Genomic DNA, 14,447 nt, shown 5'->3' on the forward strand with positions numbered 1-14,447 from the left:
GCTTGTCGCGTCAAACCAAGGCTCTATTTATTAGGCCATTGTGTTACGAAACGAAGCATCGAGTTCCCCATTTTCACCACGGCTGGTCTTCCTAGTCGGCCCCACCGCCGTGGGCAAGACGGAACTGGCGCTGCAATGGGCGGAGCAACTGGGCGCTGATATCCTAAGTTGCGACTCCTTATGCGTTTATAGAGGAATGGATATTGGCACCGCCAAGCCCAGCGCTGAGGAACAAGCCCGGGTGCCGCATTACGGCATCGATCTAAATGCATCATGGGAACCCTGTTCGGTCGAGCAATACGCACGATACGCGGAAACGGTTGTCGATCAGGCTCGTCGGCAAAATCGTCACCTGCTCGTAACGGGCGGTAGCGGTTTCTATCTTAAGGCGTTCTTCTCGGCCATTGTGGATAAACTTCACATCCCGTCCGAAATCGAGGCGTTTGTCGCGGATTTGCAGGCTGCAGAAGGCCTTCCAGGCATGGTGCGCGAGCTGCAGAAGCTGAACCCAAACGGCACGGGAACGCTTGACGTCCAGAACCCCCGCCGCGTGGAAAAAGCGCTCCTGCGCTGCCTCGCCAGCGGCTTGACTGTGGTGGAGCTGCGCGAGCGTTTCGAAGCCCTGCCTGAGCCTTTTGCGGACTGCGAGAAACACGTCGTTTTGCTCCAGCGCGACGCGGAAGAGCTGCGCCAACGCGTGCGGCTCCGCGTCCAGCAGATGCTCGATCAGGGCTTGGTCGATGAAGTGCGCCGCCTGATCGACGAAGGCTTTGAGCGCAACCCCAGCGCCGCCGGCTCCATCGGCTACCGCGAAACCATCCACTACCTCCGCCACGGTGGCACCCTGGACGCCTTGGCCGAAGAAATCAGCATCCACACCGATCAGCTCATCCGCAAGCAACGCACCTGGTTCAAAAAACAAATCCCCGTGCACGAGGTCTGGGACCGCACCGGGACGTAGAGGGCACGAAAAAGGCCCACCGCGCGGGTGAGCTTTCGTCAATGAATGCAGATCGGGCCGTCATACCCGCCAACACCATGATGGTTGCGAACTGTAAGGTTAGGCTTGCTCTGCGGGCTCGATCACCGTTTGCCAATGGCGATACAGGGCTGGAATATCGCCGCTGGTCAGGATGGGCATGGCCTGCTTCAGCTCATCGTCTTTCCAATCCCACCAACGTAGTTCGAGCAGCATGGCGATCTGAGAATCGTCAAACCGCTTGCGGATGATTTTGGCGGGGTTGCCCCCTACGATCGCGTAAGGTTCAACATCCTTTGTGACCAAGGCCCTGGTTCCAATCACCGCGCCATGACCAATCGTGATCCCGGGCATGATGATCGCCTCGGAGCCGATCCAGGCATCGTTGCCGATCACCGTATCGCCGGCAGGGCGATAGCCATTTGCAGCTCCTGCAAAGGAAGGAACTTCAGACATCCAGTAAAAGGGGAACGTGCTGACCCAGTCGTTTCTATGCCCTTGATTGCCTGCCATGATGAAGGCTGCCCCTGACCCGATGGAACAAAATGAGCCAATGATGAGCCGGTCTACGCCTTCATCGGGCAAGAGGTAGCGGGCGCATTCCTCAAAACGGTGTCCATGGTAATAGCCGGAGTAATAGCTATAGCGCCCCACCTGGATGTTTGGATGGGAGACGTGTTGCTCAAGGACGATCCCTTTGAAGGGGCTTTCGAAGACGTTATCCATAGTATGTAACCTGCATTTTTTAGCGCACCGTAGATGTGTCAGGCGAAGGCCTGGCCGCAATGAAGCACAAAAATTGTGCCGGGTTGCGATCAAGAACTACCAATGGCCAATAGAATAAGTAAGCGCCATCTTGAGCATCGCCCGCTGGGCCGAGTGCACTAGATGACGCTCGCATATTGGCTAAATAGAAGCTCTACTCTTCCGCCGGCTTCTCCACCGTCACGCGCAGGAGTTGCGCATCATTGGAGACGGGCACGGCATATTCAAATGGCGCGGCCAAGGCTTCCCATTCGCCGGTCGTGCCATTGAGGCGCTCGGGGGTCAGGAGCAGGGTTGCATTGCCGCCCTCCTGCTTCACCACGAGGTCGACCTCCAGGGTCGCCTCTTCCAGCATCTGCTCGGTGTAGAGGTTGTAAGCCGTCGGATTGTCGAACACCTGCTGGCGGCCCTCCGCACGGGCATTGGCGAGTGCGTCTTCGGTGCAGCCGAGATTGAGCACATTGGCCTCGACCAAGGCGAAGATCTCGGTATCGGCGACAGTCGGGTTCAGGATGTCATACGCTGCTTCGATATCGTCTGTAAAACCGTCTCCATCTGTATCCGGATCGTTGGGGTTGGTCCCGAGTTCGACGATCTCCTGATAATTGGTCAGGCCGTCGTTGTCGTCATCCGCAGTGTCAGGGGTAAAGTTTGCGACGAGCCCCTCGCTCATGTTGACCGTGAGGGTGAAGCTTTGGGCCTCATCCTGATAGGGGCTGGACCATTGATCGAAGACATAGCCTGGGCTGGCCTCCGCCGTGACCGACACTTCGCTGCCCAAGGCGTAGCTGCCAAAGCCATAGGCAATGCCGGCGTTGAGGGGCCAGGTGTCAATCGTGATGCTGGCTAGACTGGGAGCCGCATAACCTTCAAGAAGGAAGCCATCATCGAGAGGTTCTTCGGCGTCGGTTGGGTAGCCTTCCGCCAGATTGGCGTATCCTCCGATTCTCGTGCCGTCAAACGAGATGGAAATCGCTTCGGGAGAGGCGCCAACGTCTGCCTCAAGCCCGGCAAGTGTTCGCCAGTTGAAGACAGCCTCGTCTAGCGTCTGAGCGCCCCCCGTGCGGCTCCAGATATAGCCTCCGATCACCGCCACCTGGTTGCTTCCTGCGATGTCGACGGTGTAATTTTTTGGCGTGAGGTTAATCGGGTGAAAGCCCTCTGCCTCCGTCCACCAGAATGCGCGAGTGACAGGGGTAGGAGCGTCATCGCGATAAAAGCCCATGATCATGCTGCCATCGGGGGATACTTCAAAACCCTGCAGATCATAATTGGGGTTTGGCAGGATTTGCTGCCAGCTGAGCTCGGCATCCCCTTCCTTCCAGGTCCAAATACTCTGCTGAATGGAAGGGGCATACAGAAATTCCGTGCCGTAGACGGTTAGTCCGCCCACAGTCGTCAGGTCCGTTGCATACAGATTGCGCTCAGGAATTGTGGGGATGGGCAGCGCGGTCCCATTGTGATCGACGAAAGGGGTGCGGAAAGTAGAGGAGATGTATCCGACTGTATAATCCCCGTTCGGGCTAAATTCGATGGGGAGATACTCCGGGCTCAGGAAGCTGGGCCCGGTGTTGATGGTCTCGGCTTCCCAGTCTACCGAGCCCTTAACGATATCCCCATTCCAAGTGGTGGCCTCACGGAAGAGAATGCTCTCTGCGTTCAGGCTGATGCCAGCAACGTAGTAGCTAGGTATGTTGACCGATTTATTGCCGTCCTCATTGATGATGCGGTAGCCGGTCTCGAAGCCGATGCCACTGTCTAGGGCGTAACCTAGAATGTAAATCGAAGGATCGTTGGTGAAGTAAAACGGAGCACCTTTTCCATATTCTAAATAGGTGACGTTCACCGCAGCCGAAAGAGGGGCCGTTATCAAGCCCGCGCACAGTAAGGAAACAAGGGAGCGAATCATAAGCGATGAGAGTTGGGAGCGTAAGCATGTTTTCCTGAAGCTGGCTACTCTGCCGCCGGCACTTTCACCACCTAGCGCCGTAGATGCGCATGATTGGCTATGAAAATGGCGTTTGCGAGTAGCTCAAACAACCACGAGCGCTTGCCACTTACGGTTGTTTGGCTTCTCCGAAAACCTAACACCAACCCCGTAGGGTGAGCAACACCAAATAGGGTTGCCGGTGTCTCTACACCATTTGTAGATGTGCGGATTGCTTGCTTCCTCTCCCTCTCGTTCGCCTCAAATCGGGCGCATCAGGTCTTCGGCGAGGGCGAGACCGCTGAGGGCGGCGGCTTCGATGCGCGGGCCGCCAAAACCGTCGCCACACAGGGCGAGGTTCAGCTCTTCGTTGACGTAGTAAGGCTTGCGGAAGGGCTGCTTCTCGCGGAAGAGGTAGGTGGGCTCGCTATAGCGCCAGCGGTGGGCGGAGGCGCTTTCGACCGTACTCTTGAGGAAGGGCTTGGCCGCTTCGAGCAGGGGCGGGATGCGCTCTTCATCGCTGCTGTCCCAATGCTGCACGGCATATTGGGGAGAGCTGTGGATCGTGACGGTGCCGGGCTTTTCGGAGATGCCTTTGACGGAGTTGTCGCCGATCCAGCGCAGCAGGCGGTGGTTGAGGTCCATGGCGCCCGGGGCGGGCAGGCCGGCGGGGCCGTTGAGCTGGGCAAGCACGGAGATGCAGCGCTTGTACTGGATGCGTTTCAGCTCCTCCTCGTCGTCGTAATCCAGCTCGATTTCACTGCGGCCGAGGAGTTGCAGTGTTTGGGGCACCGGGCAGGTGAGGATGAGGAAATCGCCTTCGAAGCTGACGGTTGCGCCCTCGGCATTCTTACACGTCAACTGCCACTGCCCCTGATCATGCGAAAGGTGGGTGACGGTGTGCTCGGTGTGGACGGTGAGGTTTTTGGCGAGGAACTTGGGCACCGTCGTCATCCCCTCGGCACCCACGTAGCGCATGTTACCCTGTGGCCCGATGTACCAGGGTTTGACGACCTGCTGGCCGAGCCAGCGCTCCACCATTTCGCGAAACTGGCGGTTGCGGGTCGTCATGAACTGTGCGCCGTGGTCAAAGATCGCGCCGTCCATGCGGCGGGTGGCCATGCGGCCTCCCAGCCCTCGGCTTTTGTCGATTACGGTCACGGGCACTTGATGCTCGTGCAACTTTTGAGCCGCGAGCAGGCCGCTGATCCCGGCCCCCACGACGAGGCAATGTTCCATCGAATGCATGCTGCTGTATAAATAAAAAAGGGAGTAGAAATCTACTCCCTGATCATAAAACCAGTAAACCACTCGACGCGAGCCGAAATCTCGGCCTGGGCCGGGGGCGGACTCTCAACTGTTTAGAGACCGGCTTGGGTTTCCTTCATCTTGCGCAGGATGGAGGGACCGTAGATCTCTTTGAGCATCTTCTTGCGGTGGGCGACGGCGAGCTGGAACGCCTTGCGCTCACCATACTTGCGAATCGAGAAGGAGGTGCACTTTTGTACGCCCGGCTCGGGACGCCAGCTCACCGAGTAGCACTCGTTGATCTTGCCGTTGGGTCCCTTTTTCGCCGTGCGGCATACGCCGAGCACGCCCGTCGTGTTACGCGAGTCGCGGAAGACGATCCGGCGGCTGCGTGGCTTGGCCGGGATCTTCTCCAGTTCGTCGTGTAGCTTGTTACGGTAGTCACGGGCATTATCCAAGGCTTGTTCCTTTCCGCCGCACTTCAGATCGCTGAAGAGCTTAGAATAGGTTTTGCCATTTTTATAGCCCCTGACGAACCAACCGTGGGTAGAACCAGAATCGATCCGGCTAATCCCTTTGTCCTGTTTACTTTTTGCCATGGTTACCTGTAGGATTGTGACGTTTCTTGCGCGGGAGCAAGAATATTTTAAACCTCGATTTAACGGGCCTCTAATTGCGCTGCTGCAAAGCCACTAGCTTTACCAAGCATTGGTCATAAAGCTAAGCCTCTTTGCCCTAGGAGGCAAACGGCGAACTGTGGCCTTCAAATTATTTCGCATTTCTTTAACACACCTTCTTACTCTGCCGGCAAAACGCAAATAAACTTTGGCAAAAAATGAGCGCGCAAATGTAAAAACTTGCGCGCCCAAACGGAGATAATTTCCGGGCTTAAGCCTGCTTGGAGGCGGCTTCCCAGCGTGCCGCCACGTCGTCCCAGTTTACCACGTCCCAGAACGCTTGAACGTAATCACCGCGCTTGTTCTGATACTTAAGGTAATAGGCGTGTTCCCACACATCGAGCACGAGCAGAGGCACGACCCCCCAGAGGGCTTGATCCTGATGTTTTTCGACCTGCAGGATCACGGGCATTTGCAATCCGACGTTATAGCCGAGCACGCCCCAACCGCTACCCTGAGCGCTGCTGGAGGCGGCGGAGAAGTGCTTTTTCATGCCGTCGAGGCTGCCGAAAGCCTTCTCGATCTCACCGAGCAACCATTTCGAGGGCTTGGTGCTGCCCTTGGGGGCCATATTGGCAAAAAAGACCAGGTGGAGCAAATATCCGCACCCGTTGAATGAGAGTTGATTCTCCCAAAACGAAATTTCGTCCCAGGTTCCTTCACCCGCGCGCAAGGATTTGAGCTTGGCGAGGGCCTTGTTCATGCCCTTCCGATACCCTTCGAAGTGGATATCGTGGTGCAGGCGCATGGTTTGAGCGTCGATGGCCGGCTCCAGCGCATCGTAGGCATAGGGGAGGGGCGGCAGGGCAAATTCGTCCCCATTCATGGGGGCGCCGAAGGGGCCTGCGGCGGCTGATTTGCGGCTGGAGGTGGTTTGGGCGGAGGCGACTTGCGCAAGGCCTAGGCCGGCGAAAGCTGCCGTGGTGGCGATCGCCTGGCGGCGAGACATGAGGTTAGAAGGGCGTGAGGTGTTAGGTTGAGCATCCATCAGGCGATATTTTAGGCAATTCATGGCCAAATGCAAAGGGTGCCTGCCGTTTGCGAACGGGGGTTGCATCGGGCTTTAGCCAAGGCATAGTGCGGAGCATGCGACCCTGGTTTATCCTGTTATTCTACCTGTTGAGTGGGCGAGGCGTCTGGGCCGAGCCGGATTACGCGGCGATGATGGCGCAGCGCCAGGCATCGGTCGTCACCCTCAATTACGTGATGGAAAACGAGATGAACCGGCAGGACGTGCGCGCGGTCGGCCTCGTGATCGACGATGAGGGCCGGCTCGTCTTCAGCGGCGAGGTGGTGCCCGGTTGGCTCCCGGTCGATCGGGTAACCGAAATCGAAATCTTCCCCTCCGATTATGCCGGCGAAGGCTACGCTGCCGTCTACCTGGGCCAAAGCCACCGCAGCGGCCTCCAGTTCTTTCAGGTAACGGACGAGGCGCTGCAGGCCAAGCTGGTGCCGATCACCCGTTGGAAGACTGCCACCCCGCGCCTGGGCGAACCCCTCTGGGGCATCGGGGTGACGGGCGAAGACCTCGACTACCTGGCCTACTGGCTCGGTGGGCGCTACAGCAGCACGATCGAGCTGCCGCTGGCCCACGGCGTCACCACCTCCGTCGTCTCCACCCCCGGCTCCCTCGTCTTCAACGAAGCGGGCGAGTGGGTGGGCTGGAGCCTGCAGGGCTTCCCGGAAGAATACGATATGCAGATCGACGGGCGAGGCTTTCGGGCCCAGATGCGCCCAGTCGACGAGAGCACCTTTTTCCTTTTTGCCAGCGAGCTGCTGGAAGAGCTGGAGCACGTGCCTGCGGCGCCCGACGCCACTCCCTGGGCCTGGCTCGGGGTGACGGGGCTGCAGCCCCTCGACAAGGATACCTCCCGCTTCCTCGGGCTCGAAGATCAGGGGGCGGTCGTCGTCTCCGAAGTCATTGCCGACGAGCCAGCGGCGCAGGCGGGCCTCAAGGCGCGCGACATCATCACCGGCATCGACGACGAGCCGTTGCCCTACTTCCGGGCCGATTTCGCCGTCGTCCAGCACGTCAACCGCCTGCTCGACCAGCGCGACCCGGGCGACGCCGTAAAGCTCGACATCATCCGCGGAGACGATGAGCAGACGATGACTGTGACCTTGGGCGAAGGGCCCAAACTTGTCCGCCAGGCCGAGCGCACCTACTTCCCCGGGCTGGGCCTGACCGTGCGCGAACTCGTCTACGACGACGCCTTGGGTCGCCGCGTGCCGTGGAGCGAAGCCCATGGGGGCGTCGTGGCCTTTGTGCGCCCCAACAGCAGCCCCGATACCGCCGGCTTGCAACCGGGGGACTGGATCACCGAAGTCAACGGCACCCCGGTGGCCGATTACGCCGAAGCGCGCACCGCACTGGAGCAAGTGCGTGACACTCAGGATTCGGGCGAGTATATACTGCTCGTGCAGCGGGGCAACGAGACCTCCCTCATCCGCGTTCCCCGTGTATCCCAATAGCTTTTCTCCAAATAGGTATGTTTTCCGGAATTGTTGAAGAAACCGGCCGCGTCATGGCGGTCGAACAACGGGGCGACGGCCTGCGCCTTACTGTGGCTGCCGACCGCGTGCTCGCCGAGCTGGAGGCGGGCGACAGCATCGCCGTCAACGGCTGCTGCCTCACGGCGGTGAGCTGGACCGACTCGCAGGTATCGTTTGACCTGTTGGCCGAGACCGCCCGCGTCACGAATCTCGGCCACCTGCAGGTGGGCCAGAAGGTCAACCTCGAGCGCAGCCTGCGTTACCAGGCCAAAGTCGGCGGCCACCTCGTAACCGGCCATATCGACGGGGTGGGGAAAGTCGTGCTTTTCGAGCAACAAGGCACCGACTACCTGCTCGAGATCGAGCCGCCCCCCGCCTTCCTGCGCTACCTCGTCTATAAAGGCTGCGTCGCCATCAACGGCTGCTCGCTCACCGTGGTAGACGTAAAGGAACGCACCTTCACCATCTGGCTGATCCCGCACACCCTGCAAGTCACCAACCTCGGCGACCTGCAGGCCGGTTCGCCCATCAACCTCGAAGTCGACCTCATGGCCAAATACGCCGAGCGCCTCCTCCAGCCACGCAGCGCCCCGACGGAGAGCCAGTTCCATACGTGAGGGCTGGGCCCCGTTTGGTTGTTTTTCCACCCCCAGTCACCTTTTGGGGGCCGTCTGGATCACAGGAAGATGATAAGAAAAGCGCGATCCCCGTCTCGGCTTGCCTCGACCGAGGGGAGCGCGTAGGTTGACCGATTCGACAGAATATGGGAAAGAGGCGGGATTTTATTCTTTACTATCTTGCCTCGGATACCAAAATACAGAGCAAAAATCGCATCCCCACTGACATGATTTCCGACAGTTCAGCGCCGAAACTGCACAAAAACGAAGGTCTTAAAACAAAGAGCAATTACCTGCGCGGCAATCTGCTCGAAAGCCTCGCCGATCCCATTTCCGGCGGCATCTCCGAAGACGATGCGCAGCTGACCAAGTTCCACGGCACCTACGTGCAGGACGACCGCGACCTGCGCAACGAGCGCCGCAAGAAGAAGCTCGACAAGGCTTACTCGTTCATGATCCGCGTCCGCGTGCCCGGCGGCGTCTGCACCTCCCAACAATGGCTGCAGATGGACGAACTGTGCGACAAGTATGCCAACGGGACGCTGAAGCTGACGACCCGCCAGGCCTTCCAGTTTCACGGGGTGCTGAAGTTCAACCTCAAGAAGACCATGCAGGGCATCAACGCCGCCCTCATGGACACCATTGCGGCCTGCGGCGACGTGAACCGCAACGTGATGTGCAACCCGAACCCCTACCAGAGCGCGGCCCACGCCGACGCCCTCAAGCTGGCGCAGGACATTTCGGACCACCTCACGCCCAAGACGCGCGCCTACCACGAAATCTGGCTCGACGAAGAACCCGTCGCCAGCAGCGAGGAAGAAGAGGAGCCGATCTACGGCAAGACTTACCTGCCCCGCAAGTTCAAGACCGTGGTGGCCGTGCCCCCGATGAACGACGTGGACATCTACGCCCACGACCTCGGCTTCATCGCCATCCTCGAAGGGGAGAAGGTCGTCGGCTACAACGTGACCGTCGGCGGCGGCATGGGCACGACCCACGGCAACACCGAGACTTATCCCCGCCTCGCCGAGGTCATGGGCTTCTGCACGCCCGAACAGGCTGTCGACGTGGCCGAGAAGGTCGTGCTCGTGCAGCGCGATTACGGCGACCGCACCAACCGTGCTCACGCCCGCCTCAAGTACACAATTGCCGACCGCGGCCTCAAGTGGTTCCGCGAGCAGGTGGAAGAGCGCCTCGGCTACAAGCTGGAGGAAGCCCGCGAATTCAAGTTTGAAAACACCGGCGACCGCTACGGCTGGGTCGAAGGCATCGATGGCAAGCACCACCTCACGCTGTTCATCCAGAACGGCCGCGTGAAGGACGTGCCCGGCTACGCCATGCGCACCGGCTTGCGCGAGATCGCCAAGGTCCACACCGGCGACTTCCGCCTTACCTGTAACCAGAACCTCATCATTGGCGGCGTCACGGCCGAGCAAAAGCCCGTGATCGAGAAGATGGTGGAGGAATACGGCCTCATCCAGCGCCTCGAAACCTCCGGCCTGCGCCTCAACTCGATGGCCTGTGTGGCGCTGCCCACTTGCGGCCTCGCTCTGGCCGAGTCCGAGCGCTACCTGCCCGACCTCGTAACCGAGCTGGAAGAAGTGGTGGAAGAAGCCGGCCTGCGCGACGACGAAATCGTCATCCGCATGACGGGCTGCCCCAACGGCTGCGCACGCCCCTTCCTCGCCGAAATCGGCTTTGTGGGCAAAGGCCCGGGCAAGTACAACATCTACCTCGGTGCCGCTTTCAACGGCTCCCGCCTTGCCAGCCCCTGGCAGATCAGCGTGAAGGCCGAAGACATCAAGGAGACGCTCAAGCCCGTGATCCTGCGCTACTCCAAGGAGCGCAACGAAGGCGAACGCTTTGGCGACTTCGTGATGCGCGTAGGCATCGTCAAGCCGTTCGAATACGGCATGAACTACCACGAGCCGATCGTCCCGTAAGCGGACGCGCCAGCGTGATACTTTGAAGCCCGGACGCCTGTATGGCCTCCGGGCTTTTTACTTGTTAGGGTAGGTTGAAAAAGGCTCTCTAAGCGCTCAGGCTCAGCTGCAGCTCATGCACGGCCTGCCGGGCGCGCTGATATTTTGCGATCAGGCGCGTCTGGGACTGGTCGGCATCGGCGGCCACAAGGAAGCCGGCCTCCTGCAGCTCGGGGAAGTGCTCTTCCAGCAAGCCCAGGATCACCTCCAGTTGGCGCGAAGCCAGCGGGGTCCAATACTGCTGGTGCAAGGCGTGCTCCACATCGTAGACGAGGCTCCGGTAAAGCTCGCGCAGGTAGAGGCGATCCTCTTCGGCCGGGTTTGCCAGCGCCTCCTTCCAGGCGAGGGCATGGTCGCGGTAGTGGCGGACAAAGGTGCGTTGGGCGCCGATCCCGTGCAGCTTTTCCGACAGGCGGAAGTAGTGGGGGATGGCCGCCTGCTTGCTTCGCCGCCACAGCTGCCGCGACGTTTGCGAAAGCAGGTCTTGCCCGCCCTTGAGCAGGCAGGGGAAGAGCGTGCGCGTCTCGAAGCGCTCGGCGGGGTGCACATCCGGCCGCTCCAGCCCCGAGCTGTTATACTCCACGCAGGCGTCGAAGAAGTAGGCATGCCCAAAGTCGAAGAGCCGCGCGGTGCCGTCTTGCTCGTCCACCAGGATGTTGCCGGGCGAAGGGTTCCAGTCGAAGACCCCGAGGCGGCAAAGGAAAAGCTGGGCGGCGAAAAAGCTGTCGAGCAACTTGTCCGACCACTGGCGGGTGGGCACGTGCCAGAGCGTGCTGCCCACGATCCAGGGCGAGACGAGCACGTTGTGATTGAGGCTGCCGAAGATGCTCTTCACCAGATATTGCATCGGCGTGTCGGGCGAGTAATGGATCTCGCGCGAAGCCTCGATCCGGCGCCGCACCTCCAGCTCGGTCAGGAAGGCCAGCTGCTCATCCATGCGCGGGTCGGTCCACTCGCGGCGCCACAGCTTGAGCGCGTATTCGAGGTCGCCGATCGCCACGCGCAGGATCTCGGTCGTCTGCTGCGCCATGTGGCCGATGACAAACCGGTGCGCCGTGGTGAGCTTTTCGAGCTCGGCGTAGGGGAGGGGGATGCGGACCGTCGTCCCCACCCGGACTTCCTCGCCCGAGTGGAGAAGTTGCAGGCCGGCGCGGTGCCGGCGTTCGTCGGAGCTGTAAACCATTGGGTGACCTGGGCTGAAGTGACCGTGACGGTGGTAGATGTATCAAAGTAGGGTTTCTAATGCTATGGTTGATTTTGATTAAGGTTCATTATTCGAAGCGCTTAATACTGGCGTAGCTGCGCTTATGCTCCAGTGGAACGTCCTTGCATCACGCAGATGGCTTGAAAATAATCACATCATCAAATCATGATAAAAAGATATTTGACTGCGGGTCTTTTAAATGGCAACTTGATGTCATTAAGATGCAACTGGTAATTCACAACCTTGGCTACCCCCGTATCGGGGCGAAGCGTGAACTGAAACGCGCTCTGGAGCACTATTGGCGGAGCGAGACCTCTACCGAAGCGCTCGCTGGCGCGGCTTGCGCCCTGCGCCTGCGCCATTGGCAGGAGCAGGGCTCGCGAGGCGTGCAGATGCTGCCCTGCAACGACTTCAGCTACTACGACCAGATGCTCGACACCGCCTGTCTGTTCGGCAACGTGCCCGCCCGCTTCGGTTCACTGCCGGACCGCATCGATCTCGACACTTACTTCCGCATCGCCCGCGGCCAGGCCCGCAGCAACGAGGCTGCCGCCGTGCCGGCGGCGGAAATGACTAAGTGGTTCGACACCAACTACCACTACCTCGTGCCGGAAGTCGGCCCCGATACCCGCTTCCGCCTCGCGAGCGACAAGATCTTTGTCGAATTCGAGGAGGCCAGGGCGGCTCAGCCCGAAGCCACGCCTACGCCCGTCCTGATCGGGCCGCTGACCTACCTGAAGCTGGCGAAGACTCATGAGGGCATCGCTTTCGCGCCCCTTTCGCAAATTGATCGGCTGACCGAAGTCTACCTCGAAGTTTTGGAGCGTCTGGAAGGGCAGGGGGCGCAATGGGTCCGCCTCGATGAGCCCGCTTTTTCCCTCGACCTCAACGCCGAGGAGCGCGCGGGCGTGCGGCGGGCATACGAGCGCTTGGCGGGTGGCTTAAAGAGCCTGCGCCTGATCGTCGCAAACTACTTTGGCCCGCTGGGCGACAACCTCCCGACTTTCTTTGCCCTCCCGGTGCAGGGCCACCACGTGGACGCGGTGCGAGGGCGGGAGGAAGTCGATGCGGTGCTGGAGGCGCTGCCAACCGGTCGCATATTGTCTCTCGGCCTGATTGACGGGCGCAACGTCTGGCGGGCGGATCTGGTGGATCGCCTGGCGCTCGCCCAGAAGGCACTGGACCGGGTGGGGGCGGAACGGCTGTGGCTGGCTCCATCCTGCTCGCTCCAGCACGTCCCGGTTTCGCTGGAGCCGGAGACGGAGCTGCCCGACGGGATCCGCTCCTGGTTGGCCTTTGCCCACGAAAAGCTGGAAGAGCTGCAAACCCTTCGCGCCGCCCTGCTGGGCGATGTGGCTGCCTTGGAGGCGGTAGAGGCATCGCGCCGCCTGCAGGAGCAGCGTCGCCAGTCTCCATGCTTGCGCAACCCCGGAGTACACGAGCGTTTGCAAGGGCTGCAAGCGGATGATTTCCAGCGCCAAAGTCCTTTCCGCGAGCGGATCGCCACCCAGCAGGCACACCTCACGCTGCCGCCTTTTCCGACTACGACCATTGGCTCGTTTCCGCAAACGGATGAGGTGCGGGCGCAGCGGGGGCGCTTCCGCAAGGGCGAGATCGACGAGGCCGCCTACCACGAGTTCCTGCGCGAAGAGACGGTGCGTTGTCTGCGCACGCAAGAGGAGATCGGCCTGGATGTGCTGGTGCACGGCGAATTCGAGCGCAATGATATGGTGGAATATTTTGGTGAGCAACTCGACGGTTTTGCCTTCACCCGCTTCGGCTGGGTGCAGAGTTACGGCTCGCGCTGCGTCAAGCCACCGCTGATCTACGGCGACGTCTCGCGCCGCCAGCCCATGACGGTAGAGTGGAGCCGCTTTGCCCAGTCGCAGAGCACGCGGCCGGTCAAGGGCATGCTCACCGGGCCCATCACCATCCTGCAGTGGAGCTTTGTTCGCGACGACCAGCCGCGCCGCGATACGGCTTTCCAGATCGCGCTCGCCGTGCGCGACGAGGTGGTCGATCTTGAGGAGGCGGGTATACGGGTGATTCAGGTGGATGAGCCGGCGATCCGGGAGGGTCTGCCGCTCCGGCGCTCCGATTGGAAGGCGTATCTGCAATGGGCGGGGGAGGCTTTTCGCCTCAGCACCTCGGGTGTGGAGGACGGCACCCAGATCCACACCCACATGTGCTACTCGGAGTTCAACGACATCCTGCCGAGCATCGCTGCGCTCGATGCCGACGTGATTACGATAGAAGCCTCGCGTTCGAATATGGACTTGCTGCAGGCCTTTGTCGACTTCCGCTACCCCAACGACATCGGCCCCGGCGTGTGGGACATCCACAGCCCGCGTGTGCCGTCGGCAGAAGAAATGGTGCGCTTGCTGCGGCGTGCCGCCGAGGTCGTGCCGCCCGAACGACTTTGGGTCAATCCAGACTGCGGCCTTAAAACCCGGCGTTGGCAGGAGGTCAAGCCTGCCCTCAGCCACTTGGTAGCGGCCGCCCACCGTATCAGAGGTTAGAGATAAAGTACAGCTAAGCATAACGGCATTGCCCGC

The 14,447-nt window shown here is 60.4% G+C and carries 11 protein-coding genes; 5 read left to right on the plus strand and 6 right to left on the minus strand.

The window, feature by feature from the left end:
- Positions 1 to 40: 40 nt before the first annotated feature.
- A complete protein-coding gene (gene miaA / locus Q7P63_00755; protein MDP0498604.1) occupies positions 41 to 961 on the plus strand; it encodes a tRNA (adenosine(37)-N6)-dimethylallyltransferase MiaA in 921 nt (306 codons plus the stop codon).
- Between the two features lie 99 nt (positions 962 to 1,060).
- On the opposite strand, the gene catB is transcribed toward miaA, so the two are convergent.
- The 5 genes from catB to Q7P63_00780 form a co-directional block, all read right to left on the minus strand.
- Positions 1,061 to 1,705: a type B chloramphenicol O-acetyltransferase gene (gene catB / locus Q7P63_00760; protein MDP0498605.1), complete on the minus strand. Its 645-nt coding sequence runs from the start codon at positions 1,703 to 1,705 to the stop codon at positions 1,061 to 1,063.
- A gap of 193 nt (positions 1,706 to 1,898) precedes the next feature.
- Positions 1,899 to 3,653, minus strand: coding sequence for a hypothetical protein (locus Q7P63_00765; protein ID MDP0498606.1), 1,755 nt, complete (start codon positions 3,651 to 3,653; stop codon positions 1,899 to 1,901).
- A 279-nt stretch (positions 3,654 to 3,932) separates the two neighbouring features.
- Positions 3,933 to 4,919, minus strand: a complete 987-nt coding sequence (locus Q7P63_00770; protein ID MDP0498607.1) for an FAD-dependent oxidoreductase — start codon at positions 4,917 to 4,919, stop codon at positions 3,933 to 3,935.
- Between the two features lie 113 nt (positions 4,920 to 5,032).
- Positions 5,033 to 5,377 carry an AP2 domain-containing protein gene (locus Q7P63_00775; GenBank protein MDP0498608.1) on the minus strand — a complete coding sequence of 115 codons (345 nt, stop codon included), beginning with the start codon at positions 5,375 to 5,377 and terminating at the stop codon, positions 5,033 to 5,035.
- 430 nt (positions 5,378 to 5,807) lie between these two features.
- Entirely contained in the window at positions 5,808 to 6,545 is a 738-nt protein-coding gene (locus Q7P63_00780) for a superoxide dismutase (GenBank protein ID MDP0498609.1), read from the minus strand.
- 137 nt (positions 6,546 to 6,682) lie between these two features.
- Here Q7P63_00780 and Q7P63_00785 point away from each other — a divergent pair, with 137 nt between their 5' ends.
- The 3 genes from Q7P63_00785 (at position 6,683) to Q7P63_00795 (ending at position 10,649) form a co-directional block, all read left to right on the plus strand.
- A complete protein-coding gene (locus Q7P63_00785) occupies positions 6,683 to 8,068 on the plus strand; it encodes a PDZ domain-containing protein (GenBank protein MDP0498610.1) in 1,386 nt (461 codons plus the stop codon).
- Between the two features lie 17 nt (positions 8,069 to 8,085).
- A complete protein-coding gene (locus tag Q7P63_00790) occupies positions 8,086 to 8,706 on the plus strand; it encodes a riboflavin synthase (GenBank protein ID MDP0498611.1) in 621 nt (206 codons plus the stop codon).
- A 227-nt stretch (positions 8,707 to 8,933) separates the two neighbouring features.
- Positions 8,934 to 10,649 carry an NADPH-dependent assimilatory sulfite reductase hemoprotein subunit gene (locus Q7P63_00795; protein MDP0498612.1) on the plus strand — a complete coding sequence of 572 codons (1,716 nt, stop codon included), beginning with the start codon at positions 8,934 to 8,936 and terminating at the stop codon, positions 10,647 to 10,649.
- Between the two features lie 88 nt (positions 10,650 to 10,737).
- Here the strand turns inward: Q7P63_00795 and Q7P63_00800 are convergent, their stop codons facing one another.
- Positions 10,738 to 11,871, minus strand: a complete 1,134-nt coding sequence (locus tag Q7P63_00800; GenBank protein MDP0498613.1) for a hypothetical protein — start codon at positions 11,869 to 11,871, stop codon at positions 10,738 to 10,740.
- A gap of 242 nt (positions 11,872 to 12,113) precedes the next feature.
- Between Q7P63_00800 and metE the strand changes: the two genes are divergently transcribed.
- Complete coding sequence (gene metE, locus Q7P63_00805) at positions 12,114 to 14,411, plus strand: 5-methyltetrahydropteroyltriglutamate--homocysteine S-methyltransferase (protein MDP0498614.1); 2,298 nt, start codon at positions 12,114 to 12,116, stop codon at positions 14,409 to 14,411.
- The last annotated feature ends 36 nt before the right edge of the window (positions 14,412 to 14,447 follow it).

The sequence above is a fragment of the Verrucomicrobiota bacterium JB022 genome, from assembly GCA_030673845.1.
GTDB lineage: Bacteria > Verrucomicrobiota > Verrucomicrobiia > Opitutales > Oceanipulchritudinaceae > WOUP01.

Coding starts and splice junctions, on each gene's coding strand:
- catB (MDP0498605.1), bottom strand. CDS start 1,705: ATGGATAACGTCTTCGAAAGCCCCTTCAAAGGGATCGTCCTTGAGCAA.
- Q7P63_00765 (MDP0498606.1), bottom strand. CDS start 3,653: ATGATTCGCTCCCTTGTTTCCTTACTGTGCGCGGGCTTGATAACGGCC.
- Q7P63_00770 (MDP0498607.1), bottom strand. CDS start 4,919: ATGCATTCGATGGAACATTGCCTCGTCGTGGGGGCCGGGATCAGCGGC.
- Q7P63_00780 (MDP0498609.1), bottom strand. CDS start 6,545: ATGTCTCGCCGCCAGGCGATCGCCACCACGGCAGCTTTCGCCGGCCTA.
- Q7P63_00785 (MDP0498610.1), top strand. CDS start 6,683: ATGCGACCCTGGTTTATCCTGTTATTCTACCTGTTGAGTGGGCGAGGC.
- Q7P63_00790 (MDP0498611.1), top strand. CDS start 8,086: ATGTTTTCCGGAATTGTTGAAGAAACCGGCCGCGTCATGGCGGTCGAA.
- Q7P63_00795 (MDP0498612.1), top strand. CDS start 8,934: ATGATTTCCGACAGTTCAGCGCCGAAACTGCACAAAAACGAAGGTCTT.
- Q7P63_00800 (MDP0498613.1), bottom strand. CDS start 11,871: ATGGTTTACAGCTCCGACGAACGCCGGCACCGCGCCGGCCTGCAACTT.
- metE (MDP0498614.1), top strand. CDS start 12,114: ATGCAACTGGTAATTCACAACCTTGGCTACCCCCGTATCGGGGCGAAG.